Origin of the sequence: Sunxiuqinia elliptica (genome assembly GCF_900113005.1) — a bacterium.
Lineage (GTDB): Bacteria > Bacteroidota > Bacteroidia > Bacteroidales > Prolixibacteraceae > Sunxiuqinia > Sunxiuqinia elliptica.
The window spans coordinates 217,010-232,658 of the sequence record NZ_FONW01000005.1; the positions used below are offsets into that span (position 1 = coordinate 217,010).

The following is a 15,649-nucleotide window of genomic DNA, read 5'->3' on the forward strand; positions in this document are numbered from 1 at the left end:
CTAAGCATTACAAAATTATGGAAAAAAATCGAGAACGGTTTGGCTTAGCTGTGCCTATTTGCCAAGTCCGGAAAATTACACGGATTATGAGATTAACCGTATTATTAATGACTATTCTGATTAGCCAGGCTTTTGCGACTAGTAGCTACTCGCAAGGCAAGTTACTTTCGTTAAGGCTAACTAACTCAACGGTAAAAGATGTTTTAATCGAAATCGAAAAAAACAGTGAGTTTTATTTCTTGTACAGCAATCTTCTTGTTGATGTTGACCGAAAGATTAATGTTGATCTTGATGACAAGAAAATAGAAGAAGTATTGGATGATATTTTTCAGGGAACAGAGACAGTCTTTGTCATTAATGATCGGCAAATCATCCTGAAACCCAATTCGAAAGATGCCGATTGGCTTGGTCTGCAGCAAGACCGAACTGTAACAGGTAAGGTGGTGGATGAGAATGGTCAGGCTCTTCCCGGAGTAACGGTCATGCTAAAAGGAACCACCCAAGGGACTGTCACAGATTTTGATGGGAATTATTCCATTGCAGATATCCCTCCGACGGGAGTTCTCATCTTTTCTTTTGTAGGCATGCGAACCCAGGAAATTGTCGTTGGGAATCAAATGACAGTTAATGTGACGATGGCAGAAGATGCGATTGGAATCGAGGAGGTTGTAGCAATTGGCTATGGAACGGTAAAAGCAGTAAATGTTACGGGGGCAGTCGCTCAGGTTGGAGAAGAAGAACTAAAAGACCGGCCGGTATCAAATATTGGACAGATTCTTCAGGGAAAAGTGGCTAACCTGAATGTTGCGACAACTGATGGTGCGCCAGGTGCAGGACCTAGCTACAACATTCGGGGAACGACAAGTATTAATGGTGGAGGTCCACTCTTTGTTGTTGATGGAATTCCAGTTGACAACATAACGGACTTGAACCCATCGGACATCAAAACCTTTACCGTGCTGAAAGATGCAGCATCTGCAGCTATTTATGGTGCTAGGGCTGCCTATGGAGTGATTATGGTAACAACGAAGCAAGGAGATAAAAACGAAAAAATCTCGATTACCTACAATAATTCTTTTGGTTTTAGTAATCCAACTCATACTCCGAATCAGGTTAACTCGCTTGATTTTGCAGAATCTTATAACATCGCTTCGGCCAATTCTGGACAATCACCAATGTTTACCGAGGAACATATTCAACGAATCAAAAACTATATCGCTGATCCGGAGAATTATCCGTCCAATGTCCCCGATCCGAATAAAGCCAATCATTGGTCATATGCCAATTTAGATAATGACAATGTTGACTGGTGGAGAGCTTTCTTTAAAAACAACCGATCGAACCAAAAGCACAATGTTGGCATCAGTGGTGGCGGAGAGAATGTTACCTATTACATCGGAGGAGGCTATTATACTGAAGGAGGTTTCCTGCGCTATGCCAACGAAGATTTTGATCGATACAACCTGACCTCCAATATTCATACAGAACCGACAGATTGGATGCGGGTAGATTTGAGAACCCGTTATTACAAAACCTACTTGGATAAGCCATCAGATGGCTATAACGGTGATATCGGAAATTGGGCGCACCTGGCAACTACTCGATTTCCTAACTGGTCGCTGTATGATCCGAATGGACATCTAGCAGCAACAGCACATTTGGGAAAGCAAACTGCAGGAAGAACCAATCACAATAATGACGAATTTAGTCTTAGTGGTATTTTAGAGTTAGAGCCAATAAAAGATTGGAAAATCAATTTCGATTACACCTACCGAAATCATATTTACCGTGAATCTACGCACGCAATGCCTCATGTTTGGGAGTATACGATTGATGAGCAACCCATTTATACCAGCCACTTGGATGCTTACTCAACGCAGTTCGCGACAACCGAGTATAACTCGTTTAACTTCTATACTTCTTATACGAAGGAATTAGGAGGACACTCTTTTTATGTGCTTTTGGGGCAGCAGGTTGAGGAGAATAATTATAAAAGGTTATATGGCCTGAAGAGGGATCTAATTTCTCACGATATCCCTTCTATTGCAGTTGGTGTTGGCGATACCGACTTAGCAGAGAACCTTTCACAGTGGGCAACCATGGGCACGTTTGCCCGCTTAAAATACAATTTTAAGGAGAAATATTTGATTGAGTTTAATGCCAGGTACGATGGTACCTCGAAATTTCCCGAGGGAGACCGCTTTGGCTTGTTCCCTTCAGTTTCTGTAGCCTATAATATGGCAAAAGAAAATTATTGGAATTTAGAATTTGTAGATTCCTTCAAGTTAAGGTCATCTTATGGTTCGTTAGGGAACCAGAATGTCGCAAATTACTTATACCTGAGTACGATTGGAATTGGAACAAAGTACCCCTATATCATTGATGGAAAGCTCCCGAATTACCTAGGAACTCCAGGTTTGGTTAGTGAGAGTTTAACTTGGGAAGTGGCTACCACCTTTGATGTTGGCTTTGATGCCGCATTGTTGGGGAATCGTTTAACAGCTTCTTTCGATTGGTACCGAAGGGTAACTACAGATATGATTGGACCCGCAGAAGCTTTACCTTCTGTGTTGGGGACATCTGTTCCGACCAAAAATAATGCAGACCTTGAAACAAAAGGGTTTGAACTGACCTTAGGCTGGAAAGATCGTATTGGGAAAGAGTTCGATTACAGTTTGTCTTTCGTTCTTTCCGACTACAAATCAAAAGTGCTGAAATACAATAACCCAACTAAATTGCTTTCGACTTATTACGAAGGAATGGAAATTGGAGAGATATGGGGAATGGAGACTGTTGGAATTATTCAGACAGAAGAAGAGCTAGCCAATATGCCTGATCAATCTTTGTTTTGGGGAAACTGGTCTCTGGGAGATATTCAATATCGCGACTTAGATGGTAACGGAACTGTTGATTGGGGGGAAAGCTCGGGGGATAATCCGAGAACGCTGGATAACCCGGGAGACAGAAAGGTTATCGGAAACTCTACCCCCCGGTTTAATTTTGGACTTAATGGAACAGCAAGCTGGAAAGGTTTTGATGCTAGAATCTTTTTACAAGGAACAGCTAAACGTGACCTCTGGGTAGGTAATCATGGAAATGGAGGTGTATTATTCTGGGGGTTTACCGGAGGTTTTGGGTCGAATTTGTACGAGCCTCAGCTTGATTTCTGGACACCTGATAATACCGATGCCTACTATCCGAAGCCATACAATAGTCGGGAGATCCATAAAAATCAGTATCCGCAGACGAAGTATTTACAGAATGGGGCGTATTTGAGACTCAAGAATATTCAGCTGGGGTATACTTTACCTCGCAGTATTATGAATGATATTGGTTTTATCAGCAAAATTCGAGTTTTTGTAACTGGCGAAAACCTCTTTACCATATCTTCTTTACCCGAAATGTATGATCCCGAATTAACTCACGGATGGTGGGGAGCTGGGAAAGTTTATCCAATAACTAAAACATATGCTTTAGGTGTAAATGTTAACTTTTAATAAGAGCAAAATACCATGAAAAATTATATAATAATACTGTTGTCGTTGATGATTTTATGGTCGTGTGAGGATGTGTTAGACAAGCCGCCATTAGATACAATTACCGACAAAGAAATTACATTTTCGAAGAAAGAAATGGAGCTTTATGCCAATAAGTTTTATGGCAATTTTCCGACACATGAAGGCTATTGGTTGGGGATTTTTGAGATGGATAACTCCTCCGACAATATGATTTCAGGAGACTATAATTACAATGCTCAGCTTGCAGGAACAATTCAGGTTCCTGGAAGTGGCGGTGGTTGGGATTTCAGTAAAGTTCGGAGTGCAAACTTCTTTTTGGAGAACTATCACAAAACCGAGGAGGAGCTTTCAACTGTAAGTGCTTATATTGGAGAAATGTACTTTTGGCGAGCTTGGTTTTATTTTGATTTGGTAAAAGCATTTGGAGATGTCCCTTGGTACAGTAAAACGCTTACCACTGAATCTGAAGAGCTCTATGCTCCAAGAACTCCAAGAAACGTTGTTGTCGATTCTATTTTGGTTGATTTAGATCAAGCAATTGCGATGTTACCTGAGAAAGGACAGGAAACAGAGGGGCGCATTTATCGAGAAATTGCACTTTTATTTCAGAGTCGGGTTGCGCTTTATGAAGGAACTTGGGAGAAATATCATAATGGAACAGACTTTGGCGTTGACAATGCTGATTGGGATAAGTATTTCAGAAAAGCAACAGAGGCAGCAAACCAAGTGATGACTTCAGGGCATTTTGCCATTGATAAGGCGGGAACAAGTCCTAGCGAGCATTATTGGGGATTGTTTAATCAGGAGGATTATTCGAACAGCCAGGAAATCATGTTATGGAAAAAATGGGATTTGAGTCTTAATCTTTACCACTTAGCAAGTGCGTTTTTCGGAGTATCTGATAAAAATACAGGAATTTCAAAATCGTTGGTTAATTCTTATTTGTGTACAGATGGAAAGCCGATTGCCGTTAGTGATCTGTATTTAGGAGATGATTTAATCGATGAGGAATTAAGCAACCGAGACCCCAGATTAGCTCAGACCATATTTGTTCGGGGAGATGTTCGGAATATCTCAGGAACAGATACAAGCTTTTTTTCGGTTCCGGATCTTACTTTGGAGGCCAGACTCCGAAACACAACAGGCTATCAGTTAGCAAAGGGAAACAACCCGACTGCAGACAGAACCAGTAATCAGGATATTACCGGGAGTATTATCTTCAGGTATGCCGAAGTCTTGTTGAACTATGCAGAGGCAAAGGCAGAGCTAAACGAATGTACTCAGTCTGTGTTGGATGAATCGGTTAACTTGTTGAGAGATCGAGTAGACATGCCGCATTTAACGGTTGATCCTGGATTTGACGAAGGTGCTTCAAAAACGTTTCCACAACTGTCTCAATTAATGAATGAGATCAGAAGAGAAAGACGAGTTGAGTTGGCCTGCGAAGGTTACCGCTTTGATGATTTGATGCGTTGGGCTGCAGCCGATATTATTCAACGTCCAATGTTGGGCGCTAAAATTCAACAATATGCAGATATAAAAGATGAGTTTCGCCCGGTCTTAGTTCCCGAAGCTCTATTTTCTAAGAATGGGTATATTGCTCCCTATGAAAATAGCCCTGCGAAAGATGGTTGGCAATTTAATCCTAATAAGAATTACCTAAAACCCCTTCCGTCTAATCAATTAACACTTAACCCTAATTTGGAACAGAATCCTGGGTATTAAGAGGAAATAAAGGTTGTCTCATAAGCATTTTCAAGCTGAGATTTTGCTTTGAGATAACCTTATTCTTTTTTCAAACTTGAGCGTTTCCTATCAAAGTTTAGTAAAAAGTAGAGGTGTCAATAAAAGTATTTAACGAATGAAAATAAAGAGTGTAAGTGTATTCCTTATCTTGATGTATAGCATGCTGGTAGGATGTTCCAGTAAAAATGAGGTGTACTATGTTGGAAGTACAGAGAATGATCTATATGACTTGCTTGGTCAGGTAGATTTGGAGGTTAGGCTATTTCCTACGCTGGAGGATGCTGTGAAAAAGTCAACAGAGGGAATCGGAATTATTAAGGTATCGGATAATTATCCACAAAAAGAACCAGGCGTTTCGGATGAATTGTACCAGGCGATTAAAGAAAAGAATCTTAAATTATACATCGAGTACCCCGAGGATTTTCCGGGAATAGAATTAGGGAAGAATGTTCTCCAAACCAATTACGAAAGGGGAGTGATAACTGCCGATGTTTTTGGGGCAACCCTGAAGCGAATGGATATCATTGGGTTAAATGATTGTCACTTTCTGGAAACGAAGGAAAAAGAACCCTTAATTGTTTTGGCAAAAGTTGCAGGATTTGACCATGCCGCTTATGGATTGGAGGAAACGGATGATTATCCCCTGCTTTTTCATAAAGAGAATGCTTTAATTGCAACAACAAAGTTGAGCAATTACCGAACAGGAAGGTATGGCCCAAATGATTCCTGGCAAGCAGTTTGGAAATATATTTTGACTTGGGTTAGTTCCGATAAAGAGTTAAAAGTTCCTGAGCTTAAATCAGCGGTATCTCCAATGTTCTCCAAGGAAGAACCACTTCCTGAAAGTGCATCTACTGAAGCTGTGAAAAAAGGAGTGGAATGGTTTTATAACGGACGCTTTTTTATTCATTCGGATTGGGCTGAATCGTGGTGGCAAAAATATCAGGGAGATGGCACAGAACCTTGGGGTCCCCCTTTAGATCAAGCGTTGCCCAATGGGGATGGTTCTTTGGGAATACTGGAAGGACATGCATCAACGATCTATCACGACGGCGACCAGCTTTATCGGTACTGGCTTCGGGCTGATGTGCAGGGTGAAGTTGCTTACGCAATGGCTGCCGCAGGCAATTTACTGAAAAAACCGGCTTATAACGATGTCGCAACGAAGCTACTAGATATGGTTTACTTTAATTCTATTTTTTCTGCCGGATTAAAAAGCGATAAAGAAAGTGATGTGTATGGATTGTTAGGATGGTCACATACACACCCATGGGTTTTCTATGGAGATGATAATGCGCGCTTTTTATTGGGAGCAATTGGTGCTTCAGCTTATTTGGGTAGTGATAAATGGGATGAAAAGATTGCTGAAACGATACTGGCTAATTTCCGAACAACAGGGAAGTTAGGATTCAGAAGTGGGCGCTTGGAGGAAAAGCCGATCTTAGAGGCTGGCATAGAAGAACTACAGAATAGAGAGCTGGTAAATCCACATCCTCATTTTGAATCGTGGCTTTGGGCCTGTTACTTGTGGTTGTATGATAAAACGAATTATGAGCCGCTTTTGGAGAAGACGAAAACAGCTATTCAGATAACCATGGAAGCTTATCCTGATCGGTGGAATTGGACCAACGGAATTCAACAGGAAAGAGCACGTATGATCTTGCCTTTGGCTTGGCTGGTTCGAGTTGAAGACACTCCAAAACACCGAGCATGGCTCGATCAAATCGTGGGTGAGGTTCTGGATAATCAGGTTGCCTGTGGTGCAATTCGAGAAGAACTAGGCGCAGTGCCGGGGCAGTTTGGACGAACCAATTCGAATAAAGCTTATGGCACAACCGAAGCTCCATTGATCTTCGAAAATGGCGATCCGGTGGCAGACATGCTTTATACGGTGAATTTTGCTTTTTTCGGACTTAATGAGGCTGCTGAAGCCACGGGAGATCCTAAGTACAAGGAAGCCGTTGATAAAATGGCTGATTTTCTAATCCGAATTCAAGTTCAGAGTGAGAAGCATAAAGATGTGGATGGTGCTTGGTTTAGGGCTTTTGATTATAATCGGTGGGACTATTGGGCATCAAATGCCGATCATGGTTGGGGAGCTTGGTCAACTTTAACTGGCTGGATTCAGAGCTGGATTGTGGCGACTCAAGTGTCCGTTCAAAATGAAAGTAGCTTTTGGCAGGCTACCAGCCATTCGTCAATTAATGAGCACATGGATGAGGTTGTAAATAGAATGGTGAATTAGTATAGAGCAAATAGGTTTTGGGCTAATTAAATATGGAAAGCTCCAGTGTAATTCACCTGCACTGGAGCTTTTTATTTTGAGCGAATTCGATAGTTGATTCAGTAGTGTGTTTTTTCAATTTCTCTACAAGTCCGTTGCCAATAAAGCCACCCGCAAAATTTTCTGGTCTAATCTGTAATTGTTTTGTGATATCTTTTATAAAATTGCAATCTGTTTGCCAATTCTTGTTTGTGTGTCTTGGTGCCCGTTGTCTTAACTGATGAAGAATAATGCTGAATAATATTTTACCCCTTAAGTTGAACTACTGCAAGTCGTTTATTATTTTCTTTTTATGTTTGGTATCGTTTAGCCAAGCTGAAGCTCGTCCTGAGCAAGACAAAACTGAGTTCGAAGAATTTTGGCAGGAATTTTATGTGTATCATAATATTAGTAAGAAGTTTAGTGCCGAAGTTCTTTTCAATAACCTTTATGGTTCCGAGCAGGGTTTTTATGATTGGTTTGTCGAAGGGAAGCTTCGATATCGTTTAAACTCATGGGTGAACTTTGAAGCCATGTACCGGCATGAGAATTATAAGTTGGGTGATCGGAGAGTGGTGGAGTACCGTCCAATGTTTAGAACCTCACTGAAGAAAAGTGTTGGAAAATGGAGTTTCCGGAACAGGCATAAGGTGGAGTATCGACTATTTGAAGTGGGAGAATCACATGTTCGGTATCGAACTGACTTGAAAATCAAACCTCAGCTAAATTGGACCTCACTGAAGCTAAATCCGTATGTGACAGAAGAAATATTTGTTGCCCATCAACAGTATACCCGCAATCGTGTGTATGCTGGAATTGAGGGAAAAAAGGGAAAAATTGAACCCGGAGCATACCTGTTGTTGCAATCGAATAATAACACCGATCTTTGGGCACATCGTCTGATTGTTGGCCTTGTTTTGGGGCTCGAATTATAGTTGCCCCAAGAATGGATTGGGCTTAAATAGTTATTTATTCTGATCTTTTTTTAAGTTTGTTAGATCAAACTAGCCGGATGGATACAGCGTTTAATCAAGATCGAATTTTGAAGGAGCTTGCAAAAAGTAACAAGCAAGCTTTAGAGGAATTATTCAATTACTATTATCCGAGGCTCTATAACTTCTCAAAATCATTCCTGAAACTTGAAGATGGTATTGATGATGTTCTGCAAGAGGTTTTCCTAAAAATCTGGCATAATCGGGCAGAGATTAAACGTTCAGAATCATTCAATTCGTACATTTTTACGATAACCCGAAATTTGTTGCTGAACGAATTAAGAAGTCGTTTGAACAACCAAAAGTTGCGTGATCGTATTCTGGAGGCTTCTGTGGCTGAAGAATTCCTTTCGATGGGCAATGTGGAGTATGATGAGTTAAAAGAAAAGGTTGAGGAAATTATCAATGAACTTCCTCAAAAGCAAAGAGAGATTTTTAGAATGAGTCGCATTGAAGGACTTTCCCATAAAGAAATTGCAGAAAAGAAAAGTATTTCGACAAAAACAGTTGAGTATCATATTGGGCAATCAATCAGTATGATAAAATCGAGGCTGGAGACCTTAGGCTTCTTGTCTGTGTTGTATTTTTATCTCTTTCTGTAAATTTTCTTGATTTTTATTTAGGGATGGATCCTTTTGCTGTGTATTACTAGTAGAAGACACAAAATGAAGAATCTATTCAAAAAATATTTCCAGTCGGTAATCACGCCAAATGAGTTTGATCAGCTTACTGATTTTATCAATCAGAAAAAGAATGAACCAGCAATTCATCGGTTCATGGATGATGAATGGCAACGACAGTCTCAAGAAACATTTTCTGAGAAACAAAATCCACTGTTGCTACAAAAAATCAAGCACACAATTCTAAATGAAGAGCTTAGCCGCTCGTTGCAGAGGGCCAAGTATTATTCCCTAGGACTGAAAATAGCAGCTGTTCTTATGGTGGGGCTAGTTATTGCCAATGTTTGGCTGTATCGGGGACAAGAGCCGGGCGATGAAAAACAGCTGGTTCAAACAGTAAGCGTTCCGAATGGAGCAAAGACCGAATTTGAATTGCCAGATGGATCAACAGTCTGGTTGAATGCTGGAACAACAATCTCGTATGCTGCAAATTTTGAAAAGAATCGTACTGTTGAACTTCGGGGGGAAGCCTTTTTTGATGTGGTAAAGAGCAAAAATACATTCTCCGTAGAAACAAAGTCAGGAAGTGTAGCGGTATTGGGGACAGCCTTTAATGTACAGGCCTATGAGGAAGGTGAATTCACAACAACTTTGGAACGTGGGCGAGTTGAAATTCTGAATAAGAAGGGGACGAAATTGGGAATTTTAGAGCCCGGAGATCAAGTCCAACTGGTCGATGATCAATTCGTAAAAGATCAGGTAGATACACGGATCTATACTTCATGGAAAGATGGAAAACTGATTTTTGTGCGAGAAACCTTTCCTGTTGCCATGCGACGTTTGGAACGATGGTTTAATGTCGATATTCAGTATTCAAGTGATGATTTTGAAGGGCCTTGGTTTTCAGGAACCTTCGAGAACGAAACGATAAGCGAGGCAATGGATATTATTTGCAAAACAGCATCGGTTACCTATTCGTACAATTCGAAAAAACGAATAATAAAAATAAGTGCGTTGAAAAAATAAACGAAGGAATATGAGAATAAGCTAACTAAAACAAAAGAAGCAGGAAATGCGACTTCCTACTTCTTTTCAATAATTGATTTATAAGGAGTACAAACCAATCATTACAAAATTATGGAAAAAAAACGAGGTTGCGATGACCAATGGTCGTCTCTTAACCAAACTTTATTGAAAATGAAATTAACAACTTTCATTCTGCTGCTCTCAATCATGGGAGCATTTGCTTCAAAAAGTTTCTCCCAAACCAACCGGTTAACGATGACGGTGCAAGATATGCGCATGGAGGATTTCTTGAAGCTTGTTGAAAATCAGTCTTCTTATCGCTTTTTTTATAGTGGCGAGATTGATGTGGATCAAAAAGTGTCCGTGAGTTTTAGTGATTCTCCAATTAATCAGGTGTTGGATGAGGTATTGCTTAATGCAGGGATCACTTATGAAATTAAAGGACGTCAGGTTATTCTGTCATCGTCCAATCCAGCTGTTCAAACAGGGAAAATAGAAGTGAATGGAACCATTAAGGATTCTTCCGGACAGCCACTTCCTGGGGTAACGGTACTTGTTAAAGGAACTACTCAGGGAACCATTTCTGATTTTGATGGAAACTATACTCTAAAAGATGTTCCGGCAGATGGTATTTTGGTTTTTTCTTTTGTCGGAATGCGGACAGAAGAAATGGCCGTCTTGGGCAAAAGCGTGCTTAATATCACTATGGTAGAGGATGCCATTGGCATTGAGGAAGTGGTTGCTGTAGGCTATGGGACTCAGAAAAAAGTAAATCTGACAGGAGCAGTTTCTGCCGTAAAAATGGAAGAGGTTTTGGGAGAGCGTCCGGTTACTGGATTGGGAACCATCTTACAAGGTGCTGTCCCGGGATTCACGTCCTCATCCTCTGCGATTCCAGGAGGCGGAAACAGCTTTAATATCAGAGGTTTGGAGTCAATTAATGGCGGTGCTCCCTTGGTGCTGGTCGATAATGTGGTATATAATGACTTATACCTAATTAATCCGGATGATATTGAGAGTATTTCAGTCTTGAAGGATGCTTCTTCTGCTGCAATTTACGGGGCTCGCGCATCTTTTGGAGTCATTTTGATCACGACAAAAAAAGGGAAACGAGATGAGAATCTTTCAATTAGTTATAACAATAATTTTGCGGTATCAACGGTGAATAGTCTTCCAAAGTTGGCTGCCCCTTCAGATATGATTCAAACATTAAAAGATGGAGAGTATTCATCTATCTGGTCTGGCCAAAATATTGATACTTACACGGAGTTGCTTCAAGACTATCGAAATAATCCGGCAGCCTATCCATTGGGCTGGACCGAAGCTAATGGAACCAAGTATTTCCTGAAACAAACCGATGTGATGGGCGATATGTTTGAACCATCGTGGAAGCAAACACATAACATTTCGGTGCATGGGGGAAGTGCAAAAATCAATTATCGAATTTCGCTGGGCTATACCGATGAAGATGGGATTTTGGTTACGGATAAAGATGGGTTTAAAAGAACCAGTGTTTCTTCTTATGTGAGTGGAGACATTACATCATGGTTAACAACATCTCTGGATATTAAATACAACACTGGTGATAAGCAATATCCTCATTTGGATGGAAGTAGCGAGTTAAGGCTGTGGCCAACCAATCGTCCCTCTTATCATCCGGATAGTTCACTGCCTTATGGAACCGATGGAGATGAGTACCTGGTGATGACTCCGGCTAACATCATCAAACAAGTTGATGTGTCAGAAAGGGTGAGTGATAATACTCGGATTTTTTCACGTACTGAGATTAAACCCTTAAAAGGCTTAAAAGCTATTTTTGAATATTCTTATCAAATGGGTTTGACGGATAATCAGAACTATGCCAACTATTTTCAGGTTCACCAAGGATTAGCTGAGAGTATAAAACCATCAACTAAAACCAATCCGTTTTCTACATCAAGGGCCACAACAAAATATACAACAATCAATGCTTTTGCTAATTACGAAAGAACATTTGGTGTATCGCATAACCTGTCAGGAGTTATTGGGTACAATCAGGAATACAATGATTACAGGTATTTAAAGTCGACGGCTTATAATATGATTAATAATGAGCTTCCGTCTTTGAGTGGGACAAATGGATTAACTCCGCCTGACACCGAAGATGATTATAGTGAGTACGCACTTAGAGGCAGTTTTTTCAGGCTTAATTACAACTATGACCAAAAATACTTCATCGAGTTTAATGGTCGTTACGACCTGTCTTCCAAGTTCCCTACTGATTATCGTGCTGGTTTCTTCCCATCGGTGTCAGCTGCTTGGAATCTCGCAAAAGAATCATTCATGGAGTCAACAAACAGAACGATTTCCTTATTAAAATTAAGAGCTTCATACGGAACATTGGGTAACCAGAATATTGAGAACTATGGTTTCATGCCTACCTTCCCGATTGTTGATGGCAATTGGATATACAACGGCCTTGTCCCTCAAACGATGGGTGGATTGCCAATGGTGCGTGCGAACTATACCTGGGAAGAGGTCAATACGGTTAACGGAGGTATTGATTTTGGCTTCTTAAATAGTAAACTCAGTGGTTCGTTTGATATTTATCGACGTAACACGATTGGTATGTTGGGGCCGGCGGAAGAGTTTCCTGCTGTGGCCGGAGCAACTGCTCCCAAACAAAATGCTGCTGACCTGAAAGCCAATGGTTGGGAGTTTTCTCTTAATTGGAAAGACAATATTGGAGAAGTTAAATACACTCTGGGATTCAACCTGTATGACTCTCGTTCTTATATTACGCGGTATAAAAATGATACAGGCTTGTTTTACGACCGAAATGAGGCACAAAAAGCGAAACGCTACCGAACTGGCATGGAGATCGGAGAAATATGGGGCTATGTGACTGATGGTTTTTATACCGCAAGTGATTTTGATGCTAATGGAGCTTTAAATAGCGACGTGGTTAGTATTAATGGCGTAACATCGCACGAGGGAGACATTAAGTATAAAAACTTAATGGATGATGAAGCTAGCGAAAATAGAATTGATACGGGGGACAATACAGTGGATAATCCCGGCGACCGAAAAATTATTGGGAATAGCCGTCCTCGTTACCAGTATGGTGTAAATGGTTCAGCTGATTGGAAAAACTTTGGATTATCTTTTATTCTGCAAGGAGTTGGAAAACGGGATGCCTGGATTGGTGGAAATATCATTTTTCCTATGGCTAGCCAGTATGGAACTGTTTACGCTGACCAGGTTGGTAAAATATGGACACCTGAAAATAAGGACAATGCGTATTATGGTCGTATCTATGAAAATGGAGGAAGCTCTCAGGGGGCAAATCAAAGAGTTTCTGATAAGTTCCTGAGTAATGCCGCTTACTTGCGTGTCAAGAATATCACACTTAGTTACAGTTTACCAAAAAGTATTCTGAATAGAATTCGTTTGAATAATGTTAAGGTATTTTTTAGTGGTGAAAACCTATTTACATTTGATCATCTTCCGCAAGGTATTGACCCGGAAAACCTGACATGGACCTATCCGCAATACAGAACTTTCTCGTTTGGTGTAAATTTAAACTTATAAGACCATGAAATTCATTAAATATATATTTTTCATAATAATTATAACATCAGTTGGGTGTAATGATAGCTTCTTGGAGTATTCACCTAAAACATCGGTGAGTGAAAGCACTGCTTTTGTTACTTACGATAACTTTCAAACTTACTCATGGGGTATGTATGGAATTTTTGCCAATACTTCCATGAGACAATATGCTGAGTCACATGCTTCAGGAGATGTTCTAGCCAACTACCTTTATAAAAGTAGTGGTACGAATGTTCAGAATAATCATTGGCAGTGGAATAATATTACTTCGACTACAAATACAGATAATGGCTGGGATTTCAGTTATATGCGTAAAGTAAACATCATGCTTCGCAATATTGATGGTTCGCAGATGAGTGAGGCTGATAAAAAACACTGGCGAGCGGTAGGTTTATTCTTTCGTTCGTACCGTTACTATGATTTATTAGCTCGCTATGGTGACGTACCATGGTTGGAGGATGTAGTGGCTGACGATGATCTGGATATTCTCTATGGGAAAAGGACTCCCCGAAATGAGGTGGCGAGTAATATTTTGCGCGACCTGAAATATGCAGAGGAAAATATAAAAGAGAAAGGTGAAGGTGAGAATACGATAAATAGAAACGTAGTACGAGCGCTCATGTCACGTTTTTGTTTATTTGAAGGAACATGGCGCAAATACCATTCGCTTTCTGATGCAGAAGTTTACCTCAATGAATGTGAGCGTGTATCAAAACTTTTGATTGATGTTTATCCTGCAATTGCTGCTAACTATGTTGACCTTTGGTCCTCCGATGACTTATCTTCCGTTCCTGGAGTCATATTGTCTAAACAGTGTGTTGAAGATCTGGAAATGTCTGGACTTCCTCGTATGGAGCGAGGGGGAAGTCAAAAGGTGTCGTTGCATGCACGTACGGTGGGGCGTTATTTGTGTCAGGATGGTAAGCCCATTGCAACGAGTGATCTTTATGAAGGAACTGGAGCCAATGCTACCGTCAATGATGAGTTTAAAAATCGCGATCATCGCTTGTACTGGCGCTGTGTTCCTCCTTATAAAACCAATAAAGGAAATGGAGTTGCAGTAACCGATGCAAATCGGGACTCGTGGTGGACTGAAGGGATGGATCCGAAAGATCGTTACTACATTGATTATATGAACAATATTAACGATGCCAATCACCAATTTCCTTTGCATACCTGGCAGCCTCAGTTTCTTTCCAGAGTTCCAATGATTCAAACATCTTCTCATTCTTGGGGGCCGATGCGTAACTATGGCGGTTATTATTTCTACATGTATTATAATACCTACAATGAGTCAGCAATACAGGCTGGAGCAAAATTTGCTGTGACTGATTTTCCAATTTTTCATATTGAAGAAATTATGTTGAACTATGCCGAGGTTATTTACGAGTTGGGCAAGTTTAATCAATCGGTTGCCGACTTAACCATTAATAAGCTTAGGGCTCGTGCGAATGTGGCTGCAATGAATGTCAACGAAATAGATGACTCTTTTGACCCGGACAGAGACCCAACAGTTGATCCTGTGGCTTGGGAAATTCGCCGGGAACGAATGGTCGAACTACTGGGAGAAGGATTCGGGTTTTATGATATTCGACGATGGAATAGAGGCGAATATTATATAAATCAAAGGCCTTTAGGCGTGCGTGTTGCTGCATCCGAAAAAGATGATTACTTTGGAAGCGCATCAATTTTTATTACCGAAGCTGATGTCAACCCGGAAGCCTCTGTTACAACCGATGACTTAGGACGTGTGGTTTGCGTTGGAGATTTTGTCCAACAAGGGAAAGGTTGGCAAGATTATTATAATCTGAATCCGATACCAAAAACGCAGTTGATACTGAATGAGAACCTGGAGCAAAATCCAGGATGGCAATAAATTATTTTTGAGATCAG

At 40.6% G+C, this 15,649-nt stretch carries 8 protein-coding genes; all 8 read left to right on the forward strand.

Translation table 11 applies throughout. The annotated features are described in order from the left end of the window. The first annotated feature begins 17 nt into the window (after window positions 1–17). The 8 genes from BM156_RS11830 (at window position 18) to BM156_RS11865 (ending at window position 15,632) form a co-directional block, all read left to right on the forward strand. Window positions 18–3,497 carry a TonB-dependent receptor gene (locus BM156_RS11830; protein WP_093920082.1) on the forward strand — a complete coding sequence of 1,160 codons (3,480 nt, stop codon included), beginning with the start codon at window positions 18–20 and terminating at the stop codon, window positions 3,495–3,497. 15 nt (window positions 3,498–3,512) lie between these two features. Further along, window positions 3,513–5,243 carry a RagB/SusD family nutrient uptake outer membrane protein gene (locus BM156_RS11835; RefSeq protein ID WP_093920083.1) on the forward strand — a complete coding sequence of 577 codons (1,731 nt, stop codon included), beginning with the start codon at window positions 3,513–3,515 and terminating at the stop codon, window positions 5,241–5,243. A 136-nt stretch (window positions 5,244–5,379) separates the two neighbouring features. After that, a complete protein-coding gene (locus BM156_RS11840; RefSeq protein WP_212733500.1) occupies window positions 5,380–7,509 on the forward strand; it encodes a hypothetical protein in 2,130 nt (709 codons plus the stop codon). Between the two features lie 269 nt (window positions 7,510–7,778). Continuing rightward, window positions 7,779–8,462, forward strand: a complete 684-nt coding sequence (locus BM156_RS11845; protein WP_093920085.1) for a DUF2490 domain-containing protein — start codon at window positions 7,779–7,781, stop codon at window positions 8,460–8,462. Between the two features lie 77 nt (window positions 8,463–8,539). Continuing rightward, window positions 8,540–9,121 (forward strand): RNA polymerase sigma-70 factor, encoded by a 582-nt coding sequence (locus BM156_RS11850; RefSeq protein ID WP_093920086.1) that lies wholly within the window; start codon window positions 8,540–8,542, stop codon window positions 9,119–9,121. A 63-nt stretch (window positions 9,122–9,184) separates the two neighbouring features. Next, window positions 9,185–10,165: a FecR family protein gene (locus BM156_RS11855; RefSeq protein WP_093920087.1), complete on the forward strand. Its 981-nt coding sequence runs from the start codon at window positions 9,185–9,187 to the stop codon at window positions 10,163–10,165. A 171-nt stretch (window positions 10,166–10,336) separates the two neighbouring features. After that, entirely contained in the window at window positions 10,337–13,735 is a 3,399-nt protein-coding gene (locus BM156_RS11860; protein ID WP_093920138.1) for a TonB-dependent receptor, read from the forward strand. Window positions 13,736–13,739: 4 nt separating this feature from the next. After that, window positions 13,740–15,632: a RagB/SusD family nutrient uptake outer membrane protein gene (locus BM156_RS11865; protein ID WP_093920088.1), complete on the forward strand. Its 1,893-nt coding sequence runs from the start codon at window positions 13,740–13,742 to the stop codon at window positions 15,630–15,632. Window positions 15,633–15,649 lie beyond the last annotated feature (17 nt).